We start from the raw sequence: 19,667 nt of genomic DNA on the forward strand, positions 1-19,667 counted from the left end.
TCGTGATCAATCCCTCACAGTCACTCGCCGCTCTCCATACCGTCGATGGGCGAGCGGCCGAAAGCCAGGCCGACACGTGAACTGGCCGCGCGACGGAAGGGCTCAGCATGGAGTGTGAGGAAGGCCAATCCCAGGACGCCATGGGGTTCTTCGGGGGCGAGGTGCGGCACGCCCGTGAGCACGCGGGGATGACCCAGCTACAACTCGGCACGGAGGCGGCCTACGACCGTACGTACGTGGCTCAGGTGGAAGGCGGAAGACTCCTCGGCTCTGCGCAGTTCGCCGAGACGTGCGACCGGGTGTTCAAGACCAGTGGCTACTTCGCGCGGCTGCGGGAGCGCGTCAGCCGACGCGGGCATCCGGCCTGGTTCCTGCCGTACGTCGAGATCGAGAAGACGGCGCGATCGATCTCCGACTACTCCAACGCGTTCGTCATGGGCCTGGTGCAAACTCCCCGCTATGCGGAGGCGCTGTTCCGGGCGGCCCACCCTCGGGAGACGGACGCCGAGATCGCGGCCCGGGTGGAGGCGCGCCTGTCGCGGCAGGACATTATGAAGCGGGAGTCGCCCCCACTTCTGTGGATGATCGTCCACGAGGCCGTGCTCCGCGTCCAGGTGGGCAGTCGCGAGATCATGGCGGAACAGCTCACACGCCTTGCGGACGTGACCAGTTCGCCTCACGTGAACGTACAGGTGTTGCCGAACGACGCCGGTGCGCCGGCAGCCAGCGTCTCGTTCATCCTCCTGGACCGAGACGAGCCTGAACCCAAGGTGTACAGCGAGGCGCTCGGGCAGGGATACCTGGCCGATGACCCGGACTCCCTCCGCCACGCTGGCGCGACGTACGATCGGCTGCGGGCCTTGGCCCTCTCGCCAGAGCGCTCGATCCAGCTCATCCGTCGCATCGCTGAGGAGTTCTCGTCATGAGGGAACAGGTTTGGGTGAAGTCGTCCTACAGCGGCGGCGAAGGCGGCAACTGCATCGAGTGGGCCCCCGGCCACGCCGCCACCGGCACCGTCCCGGTCCGTGACAGCAAGGACCCGCACGGCCCCGCGCTGCGCTTCGACGTGTCGGCCTGGTCGGCGTTCGTCGCGGGCGTCAAGGCCGGCGACTTCGACGCCTGAGCCCGTCCCATCGCTACGACAAGCCCCCGCCAGCGCACCGGCGGGGGCTTTCGTCGTTCGTACGGCCACGGCTCCCGGCGCACACGGGGGCCGGGGCGCCCCGCCGGCTCAGGCGCCGGGCAGGAGGTGCCGCAGGCTGTTCGGGTGCTCGCGCAGGTAGTCGGTCAGGGAGCGGGCGGGGCTGCCGGTGAGGCGGGGGACGACGTCGGAGACGGCGCTCATCTCGTTGCTGGCGATCGCCTCGTACGAGCTGACCCAGCCCGCGAGTTCCCAGGCCGCGGCGTTGTAGCCGGCCCGGGACGCGTACGCCTCCTCCTGCGTCTCGGCGACGTAGCGCACCTCGCGTCCGCTGGCACGGCCCAACTCGTCGGCGACCTCGGCGAGGGTGAGTGCGGCCGGTCCCGTGACGTCGTAGGTGACCCCGTCGTGCGTGCCGTCGGTGGTGGTCAGCACGGCGGCGGCGACGCCGGCCACGTCCTCGTGGGCCACGGCCGCGACCCGGCCGCTGCCGGCCGGTCCGCGGATCACCCCGTCGGCGCCGGTCATCGCGGGGAACGCGGCGAGGTAGAAGCTGTCGCGCAGGAACGTGAACGGCACGCCCAGGCCACGGATGTGGCGCTCGGTGTGCCAGTGGTCGCGGGCGAAGGTGAACGTGGCGTCGGGCGCCGCGCCCTGGAACGACACGTACACGATCCGCTCCACGCCCGCCGCCACCGCCGCGTCCACGGCGGTGATGTGCTCGCGCACCCGGTCGGCGCTCTCCCGGGCGGAGACCAGGAACAGCGTGTGCGCGCCGTCGACGGCGGCCCGCATCGCCTCCGCGTCCCCGTACTCGGCGGGCGGCGCGGCGACCGCCCCCGGCAGCTCGGGCAGCTTGGACGGGTCGCGGCCGAGCAGGCGCTGCTCGACGCCGGCGTCGGCGAGCCGGCGGGCGACGAGGCCGCCGATGCGGCCGGTCGCTCCACTGACGGCGATCACTGGGGGCATGGCGTGGGTGTCCTCTCCTCGCGTGCGGGGAGTGCCAGTGTGCGCGCGCCGGGCCGCCGAGCGGTACGCGACGCGGGCGGGGACGCCGTCTGTCACACCTGCCACCCGGCTGACCGGCGCCCCGGCCGCCGCTCAGTCCGGTACGTGGATGATCGGGAAGCTGCCCGTGTTGGTCGGCGCGGAGTCCGGCAGCCACAGCACCGCGACCGCGCCCTCCGCGCCCTCCGCGGTCGGCTCCGCGTTGCGGAAGGTGAGCCGGGCGCCCAGGACCCGGGCCTGGCCCTGGGCGATGGTCAGGCCGAGGCCGTGGCCCTTGCCGGCGCGGTCGCTGGCGCCGGTACGGAAACGGCTCGGGCCCTCCTTGAGCAGTTCCTCGGGGAAGCCGGTCCCGTGGTCGCGGACCCGGATCATCCGGCCCTCGACGGTGACCTCGAACGGCGGCTTGCCGTGCTTGGCGGCGTTGGCCAGCAGGTTGCCGATGATCCGCTCCAGCCGGCGCGGGTCGGTGGTCACGTACGCGTCCCGCACGACCGAGATCCGCGCCTCCGGTGCCACCATCCGCACCCGGCGCGCGACGAACTCGCCGAGCGCGATGTCCTCCAGCTCCGCGCGCTCCGCGAAGCCGTCCAGCCTGGCCACCTCCAACACGTCCTCGACCAGCGTGCGCATCGCCTGGGCGCGGTCGCGGACGAGTTCGGTCGGGCGGCCCGGCGGCAGCAGTTCGGCGGCCGTGAGCAGACCGGTGACGGGGGTGCGCAGCTCGTGCGCGATGTCGGCGGTGACCCGGCGCTCGGCCTCCAGGCGCTGGCGCAGCGCGTCGGCCATGCTGTCGATCGCGCCGGCCAGCTCGTCGGTCTCGTCCCGTACCCGGCCGCCGATCTGGTCCCGTACCCGGATGTCGCCGTCGCCCTCGGCGACCTTGCGGGCCGCCGCCGCGGCCTTGCGCAGCCGGCGCGAGAGCTGGTCGCCGATGAGGACGCCGAGCGCGACGCCACCGAGCACGACGGCGAGCGAGCCGACCACCAGGACCCGGTCCAGCTCGTCCAGGACGGCGAAGCGGTCCTGGAACTGGCCGTGCACCGACAGCACCCGGCCGTTGCTGACCGGCACCGAGGCCCACACCTCGGGCGCGCCGGAACCGTTGTCCTGGAGGTAGGTGGCCCGCAGGCCGCGCGCCGCCTCCTCCTTGAGCTGCTCGGGCAGGTCGGGGTCGTCGATCTTGGCCTGGAAGAGCAGCCGGCGGGTGGACTCGTAGAACCGCTGCGCGGCCTGGACGCGGTCGTCCATCACGTCGCGGCTGTTGTCGAGCATGGACGCGCGGGCCGCGTTGTGGACGACAAGGCTGAGCGAGGTGGCGATCAGGGCGCCGACACAGGCGATGGCCAGGCTGACCTTCCAGCGCAACCCGGTACGGAACGCGAGCCTCGCCACGTCAGCCCTTGAGCTTGTAGCCGAAGCCGCGGACCGTCTCGATCCGGTCCTGGCCGATCTTGCCGCGCAGCCGCTGCACGTGGACGTCCACGACCCGGGTGTCGCCACCCCAGCCGTAGTCCCACACGCGCTCAAGCAGCCGGTCGCGGGAGAGGACGGTGCCCGGGGCCGCCGAGAACTCAAGCAGCAGCCGCATCTCGGTCGGCGTCAGCGCCACCGGCGTGCCGGCCTTGCGGACCTCCATGCCCTCCGGGTTCACCTCCAGGTCGCCGAAGCGCAGCGGCCCCTCGACGGGCGCCGCGTCGGAGGGGGGCGCGCCGCCCGCGCCGCCGGGCCCGCTGGCGTGGCCGAAGCGGCGCAGCACGGCCCGGATGCGGGCGACGAGGACGGCGCCGTCGAACGGCTTGGTCACGTAGTCGTCGGCGCCGGCCTCCAGGCCGAGCACCACGTCGATGCTGTCGGCACGCGCCGACAGCATGATCACCGGGACGGTGGACTCATCACGTATCCGCCGGCACAGACTCACCCCGTCCAGGCCCGGCACCATCACGTCGAGCAGGGCGATGTCCGGCCGGTTGGCCCGGAACCGCTCCAGGCCCGTCAGCCCGTCGGGCGCCGCCGTGACGACGAAGCCGTCCCGCTCCAGCGCGAGCTGGGTGGCCTCGCGGATCACGTCGTCGTCCTCGACGAAGAGCACATGTGTTTCCGCCACGGTCGCCGTCAGCCTTCCGTTCCGTCGTCACTGGGCAACTCGTCGTCGTCCGCGTCGTCGTCTTCCACGGTCTTGTTGAAGTCCGTGTGGGTGCGCCCGGTCTCGATGAACCGTTCGTCGGACCAGCGGTAGTGGATGACATCCTCGCCCGATGGGCAGCACAGCGCATCACCGGAGTCGTAGACCTGCTGGGTGACGCGCAGTTCGTTCTTCTCGATGTCGATGTAGACCGGCGCCTGCTCGGCCAGGAAGACGTTCTCGTAGTCCTCGCCGCTCTTGCGGTACACGTACGAGCCGATGCCGAAGCCGTCGCCACAGGTCATGACGTTGACCACGACATCGGTCGTGGAGGCGCCGGTCAGCTTGCCGTAGCTGACGTCGACCGGGTACTCGTCCTTGACGCAGGGCTTGAGGTTCCGCTTGAGGTCGGCGTTCACCTTCGGATCGCTCTTGACCAGCGCGACGGCGTCCACCTTGACCGGGGACGCCTCCATCGACGGCACCGCGGAGGGCTTCGACTCGCGCGTCACCGCGTCCCGCTGCGCCTGACCTTCCTTGCGCACGCCATCGCTGGCGGAGTTGCACCCTGCCAACACCAGGCCGACGGTCGCGGCGAGCGCCGCGACCGCACCCCCGGTGAACAGGGCTGTTCTGCTGGGAGCCGCCTTGCTCAGGCCGCGCACCTGGCCGGCCCCCGATCGTGGAGCTGGCGGCGGTCCTCGTGCCCGTGGCCGGGGGCCGCGCCGACCGCGCCGACGGGGCCCACGGCACTGACCGGGCCGACGGTGCCGGCGGGGCGCACGGCGCCGACGGGGCCCATGGGGCGCTCGACGCGGGCGGCGGCCCGCTCCGGGGCACGGCCCGTGCGCTCGCTCAGCGGCTGCCGCTGACGCACCACGCCACCGAGCGGGACGGCGTGGGTCGCGGGGCGGGCGGCGGCGGGCGCCGGGGCGGCGACCGCGGGACGGCGGGCGCCGGCCTGGGGGAGGGCCGGCGCGCCGGTCTGGGGGCGGGCGGCGGACCGGGTACGGGTGGCCGCGGGCCGCGTACGGGCGGCGGCGGGGCGGGCGACGCCGGGGCCGCCGTTCACCCGGGCGTCCGCGCCGGCTCGCGGGCCGCGGGCCGCGGGGACGGTGGTGGCCGCGCTGGTCGGCTCGCTCGTGCCCCGCCGCTCGGCGCGCTCCAGCGCGACGGCGTCCAGGTCACGGCTCTCCAACTCCTGGCGCAGCCGTGCCAGAGCACGGTGCAACGTGCTCTTGACGGTGCCGGTCGACATGCCCAGCGCCTCCGCGGTCTCCTCGGTGCTCATCTGCTCCCAGTGTCGCAGGACGACGACGCTGCGCTGCTTCGGCGCCAGGCAGGACAGGATGTCCATCAGCAAAGCCCGGTCCGCGTGCTGCTCGGTCCCGTCCTCGACCCGCGCGTCCGGCAGCTCGTCGGTGGGCACCTCGTCCAGCTTGCGGGCCCGCCACCACTCCGTACGCGTGTTGATCATGACACGGCGCAGGTAGGCGTCGGCGAGCGACTTGTCGGCGATCCCGTCCCAGCGGCCGAGGGTGCGCACCAGCGCGGTCTGGAGGAGGTCCTGGGCCTCGATCGGGTCCGGCACCAGCCGACGGGCGCTGCGCAGCAGGGCGTCCTGCCGGTTGCGAACGTAGTCCTCGAAGTCCAGTACCTCGCCGCTGCTGGCCATTGCGCAGCCTCCATTCCCCGGTGTTCCCCGCGTCACGCCACTGGTCATGTGGCCTGTTACCGAGGAACCTACGGAGGCGCTGTTGCGGCATTCCGTACGCCAGCACTGCCGTCCGTGCACAGCTACCCATAGGTTGTGTAACAACGGCCGCAAAGCGCCCCCCAGCTCACGGAACGTTTCCGCTGCCCTACGCAGCGCCGCCCCACGCGACCCGCCCCGGGCGGTGCCGGGGTGGGTCACGTGGGGCGGTGGGCCGCGCTACGGGGTCGGGTGGGGCGAGCGGCTGCGGCTGGTCGCGGCGGCGCTCGGCTGGTAGCGGCGGCGGGCGGCCGGCGGTCGCGGTCGGGTGGTTGGGCGGGGGGCCCGGCGGGTGGGGTGGGTAGGTCGTGGCCCCGGTGGGTGGGTGCGGGGCCGTGAGCGAGCGGGCGCGGGCCCGGCGGCGGGTAGAGGGACGCGGGCGTGGGCCCAGCGGGTGGGTGTGGGGTCGTGGGCCCGGCGGGGAGAGGGGGACGCGGGCCCGGTGGGTGGGTGCGGGGCCGTGTACGAGCGGGCGCGGGCCCTGCGGCGGGTAGAGGTACGCGGGCGTGGGCCTGGCGGGTGGGTGTGGGGGCGTGGGCCCGGACGGTCGTGGGCTCAGGTCTGGGGGAGTCGGTAGACGCCGCCGGCGAGCGGTTCGACGAGGCCGTCGGCCACCAATCCGTCCAGCGCCCTGGCCCGCTGGACCGGCTCGTGCCACACCCGGTCCAGCTCCGCCTGCGGTACGGGCGAGGTCGCCTCCCGCAACACCGCGAGCAGCTTGCCGCGCACCTGCCGGTCGGTGCCGGCGTACGTCTGGCCTCGGCGCGGCGGCCCCTCGTACGCCGGCGATCCCGCCAGCTTCCAGGCGCACCGCTCGGCGATCGGGCACCGGCCGCACTCGGGCGAGCGGGCGGTGCACACCAGCGCGCCCAGCTCCATCGTCGCCGCGGCCCAGCGCGCGGCGGTGGCCTGGTCGGCGGGGAGCAGCGAGCGCGCGAGCCTGCGTTCGGCGGCGGTGGTCGCGTTCGGCGGGTACTCCTTGCCGGTGACGGCCCGCGCGAAGACCCGGCGCACGTTCGTGTCGAGCACCGGATGGCGCTGCCCGTACGCGAAGGAGGCGACGGCGGCCGCGGTGTACTCGCCGACCCCGGGCAGCGCGAGGAGCTGCGCGTGCTCGCGCGGTACGTCGCCCAGGTGCCGCTCCCTTATCGCCGACGCGGCGGCGTGCAGCCGCAGCGCGCGGCGCGGGTAGCCGAGCCGGCCCCAGGCGCGCACCGCCTCGCCGGGCGGCTCGGCGGCCAGGTCGGCGGGGCGCGGCCAGCGGGCCAGCCACTGCTCGTAGACCGGCAGCACCCGGTTCACCGGCGTCTGCTGAAGCATGAACTCGCTGACCATCACCCCCCACGGACCGGCCTCGGGCCGCCGCCAGGGCAGGTCGCGGGCGTGCGTCTCGAACCAGGCGTTGACGGCGGTGTGCAGGGCGGCGGCCGAGGCGGGCGCGTCGGCCGGCGCCGCGGCGGGCGTCGCCGAGGCGTGGGCGGTGGCCTGCGGCTCGGCGGCGCGGGCGGCGGCTGCCGGCCGCGGCGGGTGCGCGGGCTGCGGCGTCTGGGGGGCGTGCTCGGCGGACTCGGGGGCGCACTCGGCGGGCTGCGAGGCTTCGACGGATGGCGCGGGCGTGGCAGTCATAGCACCAACGATCCTGGCACGCCCCCGGCTCGCGACGAAACGGCCCGCGCCGGGCGGCCGGGTGAGCCGCGAGGGCCGTACGGGCCACGCGCGCCGGCCCGGGGCACGTCGTACGGAACCTGTACGGGACCCGTACGGAACCCGTCGGGCGGTCGGCCACGCGGATCGCGAAGGGTCCCGGTGCGCGGAAAAGTGCGCCCGGAAAGCCGTCTCCGGGCAGATGATGAGAAAAGTCGGCCCGGAATGCGGCGGGTACTGGCGGGTCTCCCAACGGATCTCTCGTAGAGTTTCCGCGTGGGATCTCTGCGCAATCCGATCGGTCCGCTCCCTTCCTCCATCTACTGGCGGCGGAGGGCAGTTGCGCTGTCCCTGGTCGCGTTGCTCGTCCTCCTCGTCATCTGGGCCGTGGGCCTAGGTGGCGACGACGGCGGTGGCAAGGACGACGCCAAGGGCGCCAACGGCGGTAACACGGCCAGCACCATCACGCCGGGGCCGTCCTCGTCCGGGCCCGTCAACGAACAACGGCCGGGCGGACGCGACGAGTCGGACGACGAGAAGGAAACCGGCGGCACCGGTGACTCCGGCGGCTCCGGCGACAGTGGTGGCTCCGGTGGTACGGGCGGCAGCGGCGGCACGGGCGACTCCGGCGGCAACGCCGGCGGCCCGGGTGGCACGGGCGGTTCGGGCGGCAGCGGCACCACCGGCGCGGCCGGCGGCCTCGGCGTCGGCAACGGCGCCCTGGAACCGTCCGACTCGACGCTGGCCGACTGCGAGGCGGGCACGGTGGAGTTGACGCTGCGCAGCCTCAAGAACTCCTACGAGCCCGGCGACAAGCCGAAGTTCGAGCTGGCCGTGAAGAACCGCGGCGACGGCGCCTGCAAGGTGGACCTCGGCCGCGCGTCGGCCTCGCTCACCATCACGGACGCGGCGGACGACCACATCTGGGCCTCGGACGACTGCCCGCGCGGCAGCGCCGTCTCGTTGGTGCGGGTACCGGGCGACGACGCGATCAAGCGCACCGTGGAGTGGGACCGCAAGACCACGCAGGAGAACTGCGCGACCCCCTCCGGCGTCCAGGCCGCGCCGGCCGGCACCTACCTGGTCGAGGCCAAGGTGGACGGCCTCGGCACGGCCCGCGTCTCGTTCGTCCTGGCCAAGGACTGACGGGGGGCTTCCCCCCCCGCCCCCGCCCCTCCCCACCCCTCCGCCCCGCCCGCCGGGCGCACCACGCGCCCGGCGCGCCGCCCCGCTCGGTAGGCCGGCTCGCTCGGTGAGCCGGCCCGCCCCCGTGGCCGCCACCCGGCCCGGGTGCCGCGCCCCCGGCCAGGGCCGCGCCTACGTCCGGCGGCACCGTCGTTCGACCGGCGGCCCGCCGCCTGGCGCTCGCCCTCGACCGGCGCCGGGCCGGACGGTCGGCGTCGCGCGGGCCGGCCGGCGGTGGCGACCCGTACGATCTGGCGGCGCCGGCCCCGCCGACCGGCCCGCGCGAGAGCAGGAGACCGGAGCCCCATGCAGACCGCCCACGCGTCCACCGGGCGCCCCGCCGACACCGTACGACCGCGCGCCGCGCTCGCGATGGCGCCTGAGGCGGCCGACGGCGTGCTCGATGCCGCGGCGCTGGCCGCCCTCGCCGAACTCACCGACCTGGTCCCGCCGCCCGCCCTCGCCGACTTCACCACCGAACGGGCCCGCCGGGTGCTGGCCGACACCGAGTTGCTCATCACCGGCTGGGGGTGCCCGCCCATCGACGAGCGGGTGCTCGCCGCCGCGCCCCGCCTGCGGGCCATCGCGCACACCGCCGGCTCGGTGCGCGGCCACGTCGGCGCCGCCTGCTGGCGGCGCGGTATCGAGGTCTCGTCCGCCGCGCGGGCCAACGCGCTTCCGGTGGCCGAGTACACGCTCGCCATGATCCTGCTCGCCAACAAGGGCGTCCTGGAGTCGGCCCGCGCCTACCGCGCCGCCCGCGCCCGCGAGCACTGGCAGTACGCGGGCCCCGAACAGGGCAACTACCAGCGCACCGTCGGTATCCTCAGCGCCTCCCTCACCGGCCGTCGCGTCATCGAACTCCTCCGTCCGCACGATCTGCACGTCCTCCTCTACGACCCGTACGTGAGCGCCGAACAGGCCGCCGCCCTCGGCGCCCGCGCCGTCGACCTCCCCGAACTCTTCGCGGCCAGCGACGTGGTGAGCGTGCACACGCCGCTGCTGCCCGAGACACGCGGCCTGGTCAGCCGCGAACTCCTCGCCGCGCTCCGCCCGGACGCGACCCTGATCAACACGGCGCGCGGCGCGGTGGTGGACCAGCAGGCGCTGACCGAGGCGTTGCTCGCGGGCCGTGTCAGGGCCGTGCTCGACGTCACCGAACCCGACCAACTCCCGCCCGACCACCCCCTGTGGACCTGTGAGAACGCCTTGCTCACCCCGCACATCGCCGGCTCCCAGGGCACGGAGCTGCGCCGGCTCGCGGCGGTGGCGGTCGACGAGGTGCGGCGCTGGGCTCGCGGCGAGGGCTTCGCCCACGCGGTGCCGCCCGAGCGGGCGGCGTACCTGGCATAGGCCCGCCGGCCCGCTGACCCGCCACCCCGCTGGCCCGCCCCCCCGGCGGCCCGCCACCCCGCCCGGCGACGGCCGCCGCAGAGCCGCGACGCGCGCTACGCCACCCGGTCGCGCGGCTCTGCGGCCCGCAGCCGTTGGGCGTACGACCAGGTCACCGCGGTCATCAGGACGGGTATCGCGAACAGCGGGGCGAAGGCCACGGCCCACACGGCCTCGGCCGTCTCGCTGGTCATCAGCGTCTGGCTCTGGACGGTGCAGGCGACCACGAGCTGCCATATCGCCCCCAGCACCAGGGCCGCCGACGCGCTCCAGGCCAGCGCGGCGAGCGCCCGCGAGTGCCGGACCCGCCGCCGCTCGCTGACCAGCAACAGCGGGAGCAGGGCCGCCACCTCGGTGAGCAGGGACAGGCCGAGGACATAGGCGATGCCCCAGCCCGGGATGGCGAACTCCTCGCGCAGCACCCGGTCGCTGTAGCCGACGTAGACCCCGAACGCCATGGCGACGCGCCACAGCCCGGAGGGGACGGCGCACAGCGCGATGGCGTGCGCGCAGCGCCGGGCCCACCGGGGCGCTGGAGCCAACACCGAGGCGGGAGCGGGGACGGTGGCGATCGACATGGCCCCATCCTGACCGCGAACGAGGCCGCCGCACATCGGACCTGACGGTGATTCGCGATCAGTCGACGGGGGGACGGCCAGGCCCTCCGATGGCACCCGAGCCGTACGAGCGTCGTACCCCGGTGCTACGCGCAACCCTGAGCCGCCGCCCGCCACCGGTGGACATCCCGCCTTCGGGGCGAGGAGCCCCTGGGCGAGGAGGCCCTGGGCGAGGAGGCCGCCCCCTCTTCCCCTCCGCGACGCTCGCCGCCCCGGCGTTCCGAGGCTGAGGGAAGGGCCTGTCGCCGGAGCTGCACCTCCCGCATCCGGAAGGGGAGAGGTCCCACCGCTCAGGGTCCCTTGGCTTCGCCGGAGGAAGGGCAGGGCCCACCACTCAGGCCCCGCTGTCTCGCCACGACGGCGATCAGTCACACGACAACAGGGCCCGGCGACACCACCGACGGCAGCGAACGCCGAGCCCCCACGCATCCCGAGTCCTCACGAACCCTGAACCCCAACGATCCCCGAGCCCCCACGCCCCCGAGACGCCCCGGGGCCAGCGGGCAACCGCCGCCAGCACAACACCCCGCAGCCCCCCGCAGAGGGGCAAACGGCCCACGCCAGAAGAGAGCCACCAACGCCCCACCGCCAGAAGACCAACACCCGGGCACCCCGCCACGGAGCCCTGCCCGGACCCGCCGCGGAACCCCATCACAGGCCCCCGCCAAAGCCCACAGGGGAACCGGACCACAGACCCCCGCCCGGGCCCACAAGGGACCCCACCACAGACCCCCGTCCGGACCCACAGGGGAACCCCACCAAGAGCCCCCGAGGGCATCCCGAAAGAACGACAGGTCAGGCCACTACCCCAGCGCGCGAGCGGCCCAGCGGCGAGCTACACGTACCGTTCCAGGATCGAGGACTCCGCCAGGCGGGAGAGGCCCTCGCGGACCGAGCGGGCGCGGGCCTCGCCGACGCCGTCGACCATCTGGAGGTCGTCCACGCTGGCGGCCAGCAGCTTCTGGAGGCCGCCGAAGTGCTCCACCAGGCGCTCGATGATGGCGCCGGGCAGCCGGGGCACCTTGGCCAGCAGGCGGTAACCGCGCGGGGAGACCGCGGAGTCGAGGGTCTCGGGGGAGCCGCTGTAGCCCAACGCGCGGGCGACGATGGGCAGTTCGAGGAGTTCGGGGTGGGTGAGCGCGTCGAGTTCGGCGAGCGCGTCGGCGACCGTGCGGGAGCGCTTGGCCGTCGGTTCCGGTACGTAGTCCCGCACGACCAGCTCGCGCTCCGGCTCGACGCCGGCGATCAGCTCGTCCAACTGGAGGGAGAGCAACCGTCCGTCGGTGCCCAGCTCCACCACGTACTCGGCGATCTCGGTGGCGATCCGGCGGACCATCTCCAGGCGTTGGGCGACGGCCGTGACGTCGCGGACCGTCACCAGGTCCTCGATCTCCAGCGCCGAGAGTGTGCCCGCGACCTCGTCGAGGCGGAGCTTGTACCGCTCCAGGGTGGCCAGCGCCTGGTTGGCCCGGGAGAGGATCGCGGCGGAGTCCTCCAGGACCCGGCGCTGGCCGTCCACGTACAGCGCGATCAGCCGCATCGACTGGCTGACCGAGACCACGGGGAAGCCCGCCTGGATGGAGACCCGCTGTGCCGTGCGGTGCCGGGTGCCGGTCTCCTCGGTCGGGATGGACGCGTCGGGCACGAGCTGCACGCCCGCCCGCACGATCTTGGTGATGTCCTTGTCGAGGATCAGCGCGCCGTCCAACTTGCACAGCTCGCGCAGTCGGGTCGCGGAGAACTCGACGTCGAGGACGAAGCCGCCGGTGCACATCGACTCGACGGTCTTGTCCATGCCCAGCACGATCAGTCCGCCCGTGTTGCCGCGGAGGATGCGCTCCAGGCCGTCTCGCAGCGCCGTGCCCGGCGCGACCGCGCTGAGGGAGGCGCGCATCAGACGATCGGAACCGGAGCTTCCCCCGGCCCTGCCGGGAGCTGTCGCCCGGTCGTTGGCTGCCACTGCACTCCTCCGTCGCCAGATCTGGTCGGTGCCGCAGGCCGCCCTGCCGGATGTACGTCGAGTTGAGTACGTACGGGCGTGCGGGCGAGACCAGGGCAAAGTCTACCGGCGCTCGGGCGACTCGCGGGGGGCCTGGGGCGCCTCGCGGCGCGGTCGCTTCGGCAGAACGCGCAGCGCCTCGCCTATGTCGGCCACTTCGAGCACGCGCATACCGGGCGGAATCTTCCCCGCGTCGCCTGGCACCAGCGCGTGCGTGAAGCCCAGCCTGGCCGCCTCGGAGAGCCTTCGCTGCACCCCCGTCACCCGCCTGACCTCGCCGGCGAGGCCCACCTCGCCGACGGCCACCAGGTTCTTCGGCAGCGGCGTATCGCTGGCGGCGCTGGCCAGCGCGAGCGCGATGGCCAGGTCGGCGGCGGGCTCGGTGAGTCGCACGCCGCCCACGGTGGCGCTGTAGATGTCGCGCTTGCCGAGCGCGCTGATCCGGCCGCGCTGCTCCAGGACCGCCAGCATCATGGAGACGCGCGAGGTCTCCAGGCCGGACGTGGTGCGCCGGGGCGAGGGGATCTGGGTGTCGACGGTGAGCGCCTGCACCTCGGCCACCAGCGGGCGGCGGCCCTCCAGGGTGACGGTCAGACAGGTGCCGGGCACGGGCTCGGCGCGGCGGGTGAGGAAGAGGCCCGACGGGTCGGCCAGGCCCGTGATGCCCTCGTCGTGCAGTTCGAAGCAGCCGACCTCGTCCGTCGCCCCGTACCGGTTCTTGATGCCGCGCACCAGGCGCAGCCGCGCGTGTCGGTCGCCCTCGAAGCTGAGCACCACGTCCACCAGGTGCTCCAGCAGCCGGGGGCCCGCGATGCCGCCGTCCTTGGTGACGTGGCCGACCAGCACCGTGGCCATGCCGCGCTCCTTGGACGCGCGGATCAGCGCGCCCGCGACCTCGCGCACCTGCGCCATGCCGCCGGGCGCGCCGTCGATCTCGGGCGAGGCCACGGTCTGCACCGAGTCCAGGACCAGCAGCGAGGGCTTGACCGTGTCGAGGTGGCCGAGGACGGCGGACAGGTCGGTCTCGGCGGCCAGGAACAGGTGCTCGGAGAGCGCGCCGATCCGGTCGGCCCGCAGCCTGACCTGGCTCGCGGACTCCTCGCCGGTGATGTAGAGCGTGCGGTGGGTTTCGGAGGCGGCCTTGGCGGCCACGTCGAGCAGCAGCGTGGACTTGCCGACGCCGGGTTCACCAGCGAGCAGCACGACCGCGCCGGGCACCAGGCCACCGCCGAGCACCCGGTCCAGCTCGTCGACGCCGGTGCCGCGCGCCGTCGCCTGCCGGCCGTCCACCTGGCCGATGGGCAGCGCGGCGGTGGTGACCCGGCCGGCCGCCGTCGTGCGCACCGCGGGGGCCGCGCCGAACTCCTCGACCGTCCCCCACGCCTGGCACTCGGGGCAGCGGCCGAGCCACTTGACCGTGGTCCAGCCGCACTCGCTACAGCGGTAGAAGGGGCGGTCCTTGGCGGGCGTGCGCGTACTACGGGTGGCCATGCGCATCACCGTAACGGTGCGGTCTGACACTCCCCGGCCGGAGGGGGCCGACGCGGGGGCGCGAGCCGGCGCCGGGATGGCCAGGAACGGGGGCGAGGCCGACGTGGGGGCGGGTGGGGAACGGGAGTGCGAGGCGTCCGGACGCTCGCCCGCCGGTTCCGGTCGGGGCGCGGCGGCGTGCGACCGGCCGGCCGGGCGGGTGGAACCGGGCTGGGGCGGGGGCGGGCCAACGAAAGCCAAGGAAAGCGAACGGGCCAGACGCATATGTCAAGGTCGGGCCCCGGGGATGACGCAAAGCGAGAATCTTGTCCCCTTTCGAGGGAGATGGTCACCCGTACGAGTTAAAGGTCCCCGTGGCAGGCGGGTGACCCGGTGTGATCCCCCTACCGTCGCCAGGTGATGAGCAGCAGGCCCGAGCACCCCACGCATCCCACCGGCGCACACCGCGCACAACGACGCGGCGCGCGCGCCCCCCGTACCGCCGTCGAGCGCCCTCCCGCGTGTTACGAGCCCTACCTCGACGGCCTGTTCACGTACTGCCTGTCCGTGCTGTGCGACCACGACGCCGCCACCGTCGCTCTCGGTGACGCGCTCGCGGTCGCGGAGCGGCGGCGGCAGCGCGGCCGGGCCGCCGGGTTCACGGCCAAGGACAGCGGCGCGGACCCGGCGCACCAGATGACCGTGCCGCCGCCGATGACACCCCCCATGGCGCCCGAACTCTCCGTGCCACCCGGGCGGGCCAGGGCCCCGGGGCACGCCAAGCGGTCCCCCGCCACCGACCTCGGGCTGCGCCGCCCGTGGCTGTACGCGCTCGCCCGCTGGGCCTGTCTGCGCGCGCTCGCCGAAGCGCGGGCGGGCGGGGCCGCGCCGCGCGGCGGGGCGGCCCGTGCCGCGCACTCCGTACAGGCCCCCACCGCCCCCGCGCAGCGCCGCCGCGACCTGGCCGCGCTCGCCTGGCCCGAGGCCGCCGGCACCACCCCCGAGCAGCGCGAGGCGCTCGAACTCGCGGTGCGCCACCAGCTCTCGCCGCACGAGGTCGCGGCCGTCATCGGGCTCGACCCGGACGACACCCGGGCGCTGATCGCCAGCGCCGCCTGCGAGGTGGAGCGCACCCGCGCGGCGCTCGCGGTGGTCGAACTCGGCCGCTGTCCCACCGTCTCGCGGCTCGCGGGCGACGCGCAGGTGCTGCTGTCGGCGGCGCTGCGCCGCGAACTCGTCCGCCATGTGGACGACTGCGGCCAGTGCCGCAGGACCGCCGAACGCGCCACGGCCGGCGGGCCCTGGCCGGGCACGGCCGCGGCGCCGGCCGCGCTGCCGATCCTGGAGGCGCCGCGGTCGGCGGTGTGCGCCGCGATGCAGCGCGCGCTGCGCGGCCGGCCGACGCGGGCCGCGGCCACCTGGCCCCGGTTCGACCGGCGCGGCTTCCCGATCGACCCGAAGGACCGGGCGGCCCGGCGCGCGCGGCTGCGCAGCCGCGCGGTCACCACGACGGTGGTGGCGACCGTGGTGGCCGCCCCGGTGCTGGCGCTGTGGGCCGCCTACCGTGGCGCCCCGCTGACCGGCGAGAGCCAGGCCAACGGCGGGGTCTCGGCGACCGAGCGGGACGAGTTCGGCGGCCAGCCGTACGAGGAGGCGGGGCACGCGCGGGGCAACCAGCCCGACGCCGACGCGGGCCGGCGCTCGCCCGGCGACCGGGACCGCGCCGAGGAGCGGGCGCGGCAGGAGCGGCGCGGCGACCCGCGCCCCACCGACCGCGTGCCGTCGCGGGGCCCGGCCACGCCGCCGAGCACCGACCGCCCGGAGCCCGGCACCAACCTGCCCGCGCCCGCCCCCGGGCACCTGACGGTGACGGCCCAGCCGGGCCAGGACACGACGCTGATCACGTTGAGCGCGTCCGGCGGCAGCCCGGTGAGCTGGTCGGCGACGTCCGACGCGCCGTGGCTGCGGCTCAGCCAGAGCGCGGGCGAGCTGCGGCCGGGCGAGTCGCTGACGATCACCGCGTCCGTCGACCACGGCCTGGAGCCGGCCGGCCCCTGGACGGCACACGTCTCGGTGGCACCGTCCGGATCGGTGGTCACCATCCAGGGCGTCGGCCAGGGCAGCGGCCCCGACCCGAGCCCCACGCCACCCGAGCCCACGCCCACGCCGACCCCGACGCCCACGCCCAGCGAGCCGGCCCCGGCACCGTCGGAGCCCGCGAGCCCGTCCCCGTAGGCGTAGCGCGGCCGTGGCCGTGCCCCGGGGCGTGGCGCGTGCCCCGGGGCGTGCCACGCGCCCCGGGGCGGCGGGGCGCATGGCGGTGCCGGGAAGGCCGCGGGTCGTACGAGGTGGCGTCGCGGTGCGGGTCGGGCGGTGGCCCGGCCCGCGCGCGGCGTCAGCCGGCGATGTCCCGGCCCGCCTCCCGCGCCGGAGGCGGGCGCGGGGGCCGGGTCGGCCGGGTGCGGGGCCATCGGGAGCTGCGCGGCCAGCCGGGCCTCGCACAGCTCGACCAGCTTCGCGTACCCCTCCTTGCCCATCAGCTCGACCAGCTCGGGGCGGTACGAGACGTACACCGGGTCGCCCGCGCCGTGCGCCGAGGTCGCCGACGTGCACCACCAGTGCAGGTCGTGGCCGCCCGGGCCCCAGCCCCGGCGGTCGTACTCGCCGATCGACACGACCAGCACCCGGGTGTCGTCGGGCCGGTCCACCCAGTCGTAGGTGCGGCGGATGGGGAGCTGCCAGCACACGTCCGGCTTGGTCTCCAACGGTTCGCGCCCCTCGCGCAGCGCGAGGATGTGCAGCGAGCAGCCCGCGCCGCCGGCGAAGCCGGGGCGGTTCTGGAAGATGCACGAGCCCTCGTAGCGGCGGGTCTGGCGCTCACCGTCGTCGTCCTTCTGCACCCAGCCGGTGCGCGTGCCGACGTCGTGGAACTGCCAGATGTCCGGCGTGAGCCGCGCGGCGTGCTCGGCCACCCGCGCCTCGTCGTCCTCGTCCGAGAAGTGCGCGCCAAGGGTGCAACAGCCGTCGTCCGCCCGGCCGGCCTGGATGCCCTGGCACCCCTGGCCGAAGATGCAGCTCCAGCGGGAGGTCAGCCAGGTCAGGTCGGTACGGAAGACCTGCTCGTCGTCGGCCGGGTCGGGGAACTCCACCCAGGCCCGGGGGAAGTCGAGGCCCACCTCGTCCACGGGGGCCGGGCCCTGCGGAGGGGTCTTGTGGGCCTTCTTCGACCCCTGCTTTGGCGCTTTGTCCAGCTTCGCCTTTTTCGTCTTTGGCACGCCTCCAGCGTATGCGCCATGGCGGGCGTTCCCGACCGCCCGGGTGCCCCCGTCGCCGCTTGACCTTGCCACGGTGACAAGGTCTTCACTCCGTGCCCAGGAGGTGGTCTCGATGACGACACGGAGACCGACGGCAGAGGTGGCGCGGGCGCTGCGGGGGTTGGTGGACGACCGCGCGTCGGTGCGCCTGCGGGCCGCGCTGGCACTCGGTACGACGCCCGACGCGGGCTGTGTCGACGCGCTGGTCGAGCGGTGCGCGAGCGAGCCCGAGTTCTTCGTCCGCGACGCGCTGACCTGGGCACTCACCCGGCACCCGGCGTCCGTGACGCTGCCCAGGCTGGTCCGCGAGGTCCGCTCGGAGCGCGCCCGGGCACGTAGTCAGGCGCTGCACACGCTGTCCAAGATCGGGGACCGGCGGGCGTGGCCGGCCCTCACGCGGGCGCTGTTGACCGACGCCGACGACGAGGTCGCGCGCAGCGCCTGGCGGGCCGCGGTCGTGCTCGTACCGGACGGCGAGGAGCCCGACCTCGCCGCCGCGCTGGCGACGCAGCTCGGGCGCGGCGGACGCGAGACGCGGCTGAGCCTCAGCCGGGCGTTGGTCACACTGGGCGAGATGGCGGTGCCGGCGTTGCGGGCCGCGTCGGCGGCTGCCGACGCGGAGGTACGCGCGCACGCGCTCGCCACCGAGCGGTTGCTGCGCGATCCGGACGCCGGATTCGCGTTCGCGATCGAGGAGGCGAAGCGCGTCGTGGCCCTCGGCGACTTCGGCGACGCGGGCCGGCAGGAACCGCCGGACCAGCGGGGACAGGTGGGCGAGGAGGGGCCGGGAGGAGGCTAGGGCGTGTTGATCGGCGAGGTGGCGCGGCGGTCGGGGGTCAGCGCCCGGATGCTCCGGCACTACGAGTCGCTCGGCCTGGTGCGCCCCTCGGGCCGGACGGGCGCCGGCTACCGGGAGTACTCCGACGCGGACATCCGGCGCATCTTCCACGTCGAATCCCTGCGGGCGCTCGGGATGTCGCTGCGGGAGATCGGCCGCGCGCTCGACGACCCCGACTTCGCGCCCGCGACGATCGTCGGCGACCTCGTCCGCGCGACGCGCGAGCGCATCGCGGCCGAGACCGAACTGCTCACCCGGCTGCGCCGGATCGACGCCGCGGGCCCCGCCGACTGGGAGGACGTCCTCCAGGTCGTCGCGCTGCTCCAGGCGCTGGGCTCCCAGAGCGCCGGCGCGCGCCAGCGCGCGGCCCTCGCCGTGGCCGACGAGGTTCCGGTACCGGTGGAGGCCCTGGTCGAGGCGGTGCTACGGGAGAGCGAGCCGAACGTGGCCGGGGCCCTGCGCTGGGCGCTGGCCCGCAGCGGCGCCGGCGATGGCGATGGCGACGGTCACGGCGACGGCGGCCCGGCGCTGTTGGCCGAGGGGCTTGGCTCGCCGGTGGCGGCGGTGCGCGAGCGCGCCGTGCGGGCCCTCGCCGAGCTGCCCGGCGAGGAGGCCGACGCGAGGCTGCGGGCCGCGCTCGGCCACCCCGACGCCGTGGTCCGCGGGCACGCGGCGCTCGCGCTCGGCGCGCGGGGCGAGGCCGACGCGGTCCCCGCGCTCGTCGACCTGGTCGTGGCGGGCCGGGACGACACCGGCGCGGCCGACGTGCTCGGCGTTCTGGCCGGCGACACCACGGCGGCGGAGCGGATCGCCACCGCCCTGGCCGAGCGCCTCGCCGACGCCGCCACCGACGCCCCCGCGCGCGGCCGGCTGACCCAGGCGCTGGCGGCCGTGCCGGGGCCGACGGCGGCACGCGTCCTCGGCGAGCTGTCCCGCGACGCCGACCGCGCCGTCGCGCTGACGGCGACGTACGTCCTGCGGCTGCGCGACGCGCGGTGAGCGACCGTTGCGGGGCGGTCGGCGGCGCCCGAGGCCCGCGCTCGAAGTAGGGGCGGTCGGCGTCCCCTGGGCCCGCGCTCGAAGCCGGGGGGCTCCGGCCTTCAAGGCCGCGCTTGAAGCCAGGGCGGTCGTCGGTCCCGGGCCCGCGTCCGGGGGCCGGGGCCCCCGCCGAAATCCCGCCCGCG

The 19,667-nt window shown here is 75.2% G+C and carries 15 protein-coding genes and 2 pseudogenes; 7 read left to right on the top strand and 10 right to left on the bottom strand.

Annotated features, from left to right (window positions below; translation table 11 throughout):
* Positions 1 to 107: 107 nt before the first annotated feature.
* Together H7H31_RS18775 and H7H31_RS18780 are read left to right on the top strand one after the other, a co-directional pair.
* On the top strand, positions 108 to 926 hold the full coding sequence (locus H7H31_RS18775; protein ID WP_176162470.1) for a helix-turn-helix domain-containing protein: 819 nt from the start codon (positions 108 to 110) through the stop codon (positions 924 to 926).
* Positions 923 to 1,123, top strand: coding sequence for a DUF397 domain-containing protein (locus tag H7H31_RS18780; RefSeq protein WP_187061861.1), 201 nt, complete (start codon positions 923 to 925; stop codon positions 1,121 to 1,123). The genes H7H31_RS18775 and H7H31_RS18780 overlap by 4 nt, the downstream gene beginning before the upstream one ends.
* Positions 1,124 to 1,231: 108 nt before the next feature.
* Here H7H31_RS18780 and H7H31_RS18785 read toward each other — a convergent pair whose 3' ends face one another.
* The 6 genes and pseudogenes from H7H31_RS18785 to H7H31_RS18810 form a co-directional block, all read right to left on the bottom strand.
* On the bottom strand, positions 1,232 to 2,110 hold the full coding sequence (locus H7H31_RS18785; protein ID WP_187061862.1) for an NmrA family NAD(P)-binding protein: 879 nt from the start codon (positions 2,108 to 2,110) through the stop codon (positions 1,232 to 1,234).
* Positions 2,111 to 2,242: 132 nt separating this feature from the next.
* Positions 2,243 to 3,541: a two-component system sensor histidine kinase CseC gene (cseC, locus tag H7H31_RS18790; protein WP_187061863.1), complete on the bottom strand. Its 1,299-nt coding sequence runs from the start codon at positions 3,539 to 3,541 to the stop codon at positions 2,243 to 2,245.
* A 1-nt stretch (position 3,542) separates the two neighbouring features.
* On the bottom strand, positions 3,543 to 4,253 hold the full coding sequence (gene cseB / locus H7H31_RS18795; RefSeq protein ID WP_187061864.1) for a two-component system response regulator CseB: 711 nt from the start codon (positions 4,251 to 4,253) through the stop codon (positions 3,543 to 3,545).
* Positions 4,254 to 4,261: 8 nt separating this feature from the next.
* The gene (locus tag H7H31_RS18800; RefSeq protein ID WP_232109944.1) at positions 4,262 to 4,936 is read right to left on the bottom strand and encodes an LppP/LprE family lipoprotein; all 675 of its coding nucleotides are present in this window, start codon (positions 4,934 to 4,936) and stop codon (positions 4,262 to 4,264) included.
* Positions 4,937 to 5,421: 485 nt separating this feature from the next.
* Positions 5,422 to 5,946 (bottom strand): annotated as a pseudogene (locus H7H31_RS18805) (SigE family RNA polymerase sigma factor); the annotation flags it as partial.
* A 633-nt stretch (positions 5,947 to 6,579) separates the two neighbouring features.
* On the bottom strand, positions 6,580 to 7,650 hold the full coding sequence (locus H7H31_RS18810) for an HhH-GPD family protein (protein ID WP_232109945.1): 1,071 nt from the start codon (positions 7,648 to 7,650) through the stop codon (positions 6,580 to 6,582).
* Between the two features lie 294 nt (positions 7,651 to 7,944).
* Between H7H31_RS18810 and H7H31_RS18815 the strand changes: the two genes are divergently transcribed.
* The gene (locus tag H7H31_RS18815) at positions 7,945 to 8,814 is read left to right on the top strand and encodes a hypothetical protein (protein WP_187059741.1); all 870 of its coding nucleotides are present in this window, start codon (positions 7,945 to 7,947) and stop codon (positions 8,812 to 8,814) included.
* A gap of 345 nt (positions 8,815 to 9,159) precedes the next feature.
* Positions 9,160 to 10,206 (top strand): hydroxyacid dehydrogenase, encoded by a 1,047-nt coding sequence (locus H7H31_RS18820; protein ID WP_232109947.1) that lies wholly within the window; start codon positions 9,160 to 9,162, stop codon positions 10,204 to 10,206.
* A gap of 95 nt (positions 10,207 to 10,301) precedes the next feature.
* Here the strand turns inward: H7H31_RS18820 and H7H31_RS18825 are convergent, their stop codons facing one another.
* From H7H31_RS18825 to radA, 3 genes are all read right to left on the bottom strand, one after another.
* Positions 10,302 to 10,823 (bottom strand): hypothetical protein, encoded by a 522-nt coding sequence (locus H7H31_RS18825; RefSeq protein ID WP_187059539.1) that lies wholly within the window; start codon positions 10,821 to 10,823, stop codon positions 10,302 to 10,304.
* Positions 10,824 to 11,697: 874 nt separating this feature from the next.
* Entirely contained in the window at positions 11,698 to 12,822 is a 1,125-nt protein-coding gene (disA, locus tag H7H31_RS18830; protein ID WP_176162463.1) for a DNA integrity scanning diadenylate cyclase DisA, read from the bottom strand.
* 102 nt (positions 12,823 to 12,924) lie between these two features.
* Entirely contained in the window at positions 12,925 to 14,352 is a 1,428-nt protein-coding gene (gene radA, locus H7H31_RS18835) for a DNA repair protein RadA (protein ID WP_187059851.1), read from the bottom strand.
* Positions 14,353 to 14,751: 399 nt separating this feature from the next.
* Between radA and H7H31_RS18840 the strand changes: the two genes are divergently transcribed.
* The gene (locus H7H31_RS18840; protein ID WP_187060980.1) at positions 14,752 to 16,566 is read left to right on the top strand and encodes a BACON domain-containing protein; all 1,815 of its coding nucleotides are present in this window, start codon (positions 14,752 to 14,754) and stop codon (positions 16,564 to 16,566) included.
* 200 nt (positions 16,567 to 16,766) lie between these two features.
* Here H7H31_RS18840 and H7H31_RS34070 read toward each other — a convergent pair.
* A pseudogene (locus tag H7H31_RS34070) lies at positions 16,767 to 17,606 on the bottom strand (hypothetical protein); the annotation flags it as partial.
* Positions 17,607 to 17,718: 112 nt separating this feature from the next.
* Here H7H31_RS34070 and H7H31_RS18845 point away from each other — a divergent pair.
* Positions 17,719 to 18,444, top strand: coding sequence for a HEAT repeat domain-containing protein (locus tag H7H31_RS18845; protein ID WP_187060982.1), 726 nt, complete (start codon positions 17,719 to 17,721; stop codon positions 18,442 to 18,444).
* A gap of 3 nt (positions 18,445 to 18,447) precedes the next feature.
* The gene (locus tag H7H31_RS18850; RefSeq protein ID WP_187060983.1) at positions 18,448 to 19,482 is read left to right on the top strand and encodes a MerR family transcriptional regulator; all 1,035 of its coding nucleotides are present in this window, start codon (positions 18,448 to 18,450) and stop codon (positions 19,480 to 19,482) included.
* Positions 19,483 to 19,667 lie beyond the last annotated feature (185 nt).

The organism is Streptomyces buecherae, assembly GCF_014295035.1.
Lineage (GTDB): Bacteria > Actinomycetota > Actinomycetes > Streptomycetales > Streptomycetaceae > Streptomyces > Streptomyces youssoufiensis.

Coding starts and splice junctions, on each gene's coding strand:
- H7H31_RS18775 (WP_176162470.1), top strand. CDS start 108: ATGGAGTGTGAGGAAGGCCAATCCCAGGACGCCATGGGGTTCTTCGGG.
- H7H31_RS18780 (WP_187061861.1), top strand. CDS start 923: ATGAGGGAACAGGTTTGGGTGAAGTCGTCCTACAGCGGCGGCGAAGGC.
- H7H31_RS18785 (WP_187061862.1), bottom strand. CDS start 2,110: ATGCCCCCAGTGATCGCCGTCAGTGGAGCGACCGGCCGCATCGGCGGC.
- H7H31_RS18810 (WP_232109945.1), bottom strand. CDS start 7,650: ATGACTGCCACGCCCGCGCCATCCGTCGAAGCCTCGCAGCCCGCCGAG.
- H7H31_RS18820 (WP_232109947.1), top strand. CDS start 9,160: ATGCAGACCGCCCACGCGTCCACCGGGCGCCCCGCCGACACCGTACGA.
- H7H31_RS18825 (WP_187059539.1), bottom strand. CDS start 10,823: ATGTCGATCGCCACCGTCCCCGCTCCCGCCTCGGTGTTGGCTCCAGCG.
- radA (WP_187059851.1), bottom strand. CDS start 14,352: ATGGCCACCCGTAGTACGCGCACGCCCGCCAAGGACCGCCCCTTCTAC.
- H7H31_RS18840 (WP_187060980.1), top strand. CDS start 14,752: ATGAGCAGCAGGCCCGAGCACCCCACGCATCCCACCGGCGCACACCGC.
- H7H31_RS18845 (WP_187060982.1), top strand. CDS start 17,719: ATGACGACACGGAGACCGACGGCAGAGGTGGCGCGGGCGCTGCGGGGG.